The 2,766-nt window shown below is 43.3% G+C and carries 1 protein-coding gene; it reads left to right on the top strand.

Annotation, left to right across the window (positions count from 1 at the left end; translation table 11 throughout):
- Positions 1 to 2,208, top strand: a 2,208-nt coding sequence (locus KGY70_20435) for a PQQ-binding-like beta-propeller repeat protein (GenBank protein ID MBS3777573.1), incomplete at its 5' end; no start/stop codon positions are given.
- Positions 2,209 to 2,766: the final 558 nt, after the last annotated feature.

The following is a 2,766-nucleotide window of genomic DNA, read 5'->3' as shown; positions in this document are numbered from 1 at the left end:
CTTAAAGCCATTGACAAGAAAAGCGGAGAATTGTTATGGAATAAGAAGACGCCCATTACCCCGATGACCATGGCAGCAAATGATGAAAGAGTGGCTTTTTTTGATGGAGTCAATATGGTTTCCCTTGACCCTGAAACCGGGAATAACCTGTGGGAGAATGAGGTGACTGAAATGGATCAGGTCCTGACAGGGTATTCCGGACCAAGGTTGATCATGAAAAACGGGCATATTGTTTTTGCCCCCAAAGACCAGCTATTTACTTTTTCTACAAATGACGGAGAATTGGTATGGTCGTCGGAAGACAAACCCCGTTCAGGTCATTTCAGTCTGGAAGACGTTTATGTAATTGATGATAAGGTATGGGTACTGGGCAGAGAAAACTGGGGCAGATATACCACCTATGACCTTAAAAGCGGAGAAGAGCTGGATGTTTATGAAAATCCCATCAGTTCCTTTTACATTCATCAGCGATGCTATCCGGGAAGAGCAACGGAAGATTTTCTTTTTCCCCCTATGATGGGCGTCACAGGTTTTGATATGAAAGAAGGCGAATGGGAGATCAACCATTGGGTGCGTGGCGGCTGCATATATGGAATGATGCCCGCCAATGGGCTGATTTATACTCCTCCCCATGCGTGTGCCTGTTATTATCAGTCAAAGCTGACCGGTTTCAATGCGCTTACCGATAAGATACAACCAGCCGAGAATATAACCGAGACTGAAAGGTTACAGAAAGGTCCTGCTTACGGTGAGGTGAATGCAGAGACTTACAATCCGGGGAAGTCCTGGCCGGCATATCGCCACGATAATGGAAGGAGCGGGTACATTCAAACACAGTTATCCTCCGATATTCGCAATTCCTGGAAGATAGATCTGGATGGAGAAGTGAGTCAGCCTGTTGTAGCAAAAGGAAAGCTGTTTGTAAGCGCGGTGGACGAACATACGGTGTATGCTTTAGATACTGATTCAGGTGAAGAACTTTGGCATTTTACTGCCGGCGGACGAATCGATTCGCCACCGACAATATATAATGGCATGGCCCTGTTTGGATGCAGCGATGGATCGGTGTATGCGGTTCGCACCGATGACGGGCAACTGGTATGGCGTTACCAGGTGGCTCCGAATGACAGGAAAATTATGTCATACGGTCAGTTGGAATCTGCCTGGCCCATATCCGGTAGTGTCTTGGTAGAGGACGATAAATTATACTGTGTCGCAGGTCGGTCTATGTTCCTGGATGGCGGATTGCAAATGGCGGTTCTGAATCCCCAAACAGGAGAGATGATCTCAAAAAATGTTATGGACAGTAAAGTACCGGGATCCGATAAAAATCTTCAGGATCTTCTTATGGGCAAACACATGCCTGTAGCCCAGCCTGACATCCTTTCCAGCGACGGAAAATATATTTATATGCGGTCACAGACCTTTAATAAAGATGGTAAACGTGTGCGTGTTCGTCCTCAGAGACCGGATAATCAGTACGGAGAAGAGGTTCACCTGTTCTCTCCTACATCTTTCCTTGATGATTCCTGGCAGCATCGTACATACTGGCTTTATGGCCGGGTTGCCGGTGAAGGATGGGCTGAATTTCAACTTCCGCCGAAACGTGTTCCATATGGCCGGATTATGTGTCTCGATGAAGAAAATGCTTATTCTTATGGTCTGCTCCCCGAATTGCTTTGCAATACCTCTATTAATGAGTATAAATTATACAGTGCCAACAAGATACCTGAACGAAAAGTCGGGATTCCTAGCCTGGAAGGAGATAATTGGCCGGAAGGAAAATACGATACCGACAACGGACTTGCAGCCCATACAGTGAACTGGAAAAAATTGGATGCCATGCCTAAGGAGAAACTAACTGCACTGGACTATAACTGGGAGATGTTACGGCCCGATATTATGGCACGTGCAATGGTGCTTGCCGGCGACAAGCTTTTCCTTGCGGGCCCAAAAGATATAGTGGATGAAAAAGAGATGTGGGGTCGCTCCAATGAGAAAGCATTTCAGGAGAAAATGCAGGAGCAGACTGAATGGCTGAAAGGCAAAAATGGAGCTTTTATCTGGGTTGTATCAAAAAAAGATGGAGAGCGGCTGGCCCGTTATAAAATAGACTGTCTGCCGGCACATGATGGTTTGATTGCTGCAGAAGACAAACTTTATATGGTCAGCGAAAAGGGTGAGATATTTTGTTATGAAGGGGAGTGATAATTAGAGCCTGTCCATCAAGTCGAAAGCTCTTTTAAATTATTTATGCGTTACTTCATATTTGTTCCCTGTATAATTCTGTGGTTCAAAAATATAATATTAACCACGGAGAACACAAAGGACATCATGAAGGGACAAGAAGGACTTTTTGGACAAACTCTAATTATAATGTCTTTTGCTATAGGCCTTTTGTTATTTTCCAATGCAAACTTTTTAAATTGTTTGTACTCTTTATAAATTAATAGCAAGCAAAATTTATGAGGCATAATTATATAAAGGTCATGATTTTTTTCAATTATTTTTATCTTTGAAAATTGCCTCATAAATTTTGCCACAGTACCTTACCGGGCAAGTTTTGCCAAAAAAGCAAGAATTTAACCGTTAAGGTACTACATGTTATTAAGATAAATCTTTGTTTAAAAGGAAAGGAAAGAAGCTATGATTTTGAAAAAGCGGATGAAAGCAATCATCGTTGTAATGGTTCTTCTTTTCGGGGCTCATTCTGTAATGTCATGTTCCGTACCGGTATTTCAGTATGCGATGGAACGCTGGAATCAG

Source organism: Bacteroidales bacterium, from assembly GCA_018334875.1.
Taxonomy (GTDB): Bacteria; Bacteroidota; Bacteroidia; order Bacteroidales; family UBA12077; genus JAGXLC01.
The sequence above is the reverse complement of the archived record's forward strand: the minus strand, read 5'-3'. Positions and strand labels throughout refer to the sequence as shown.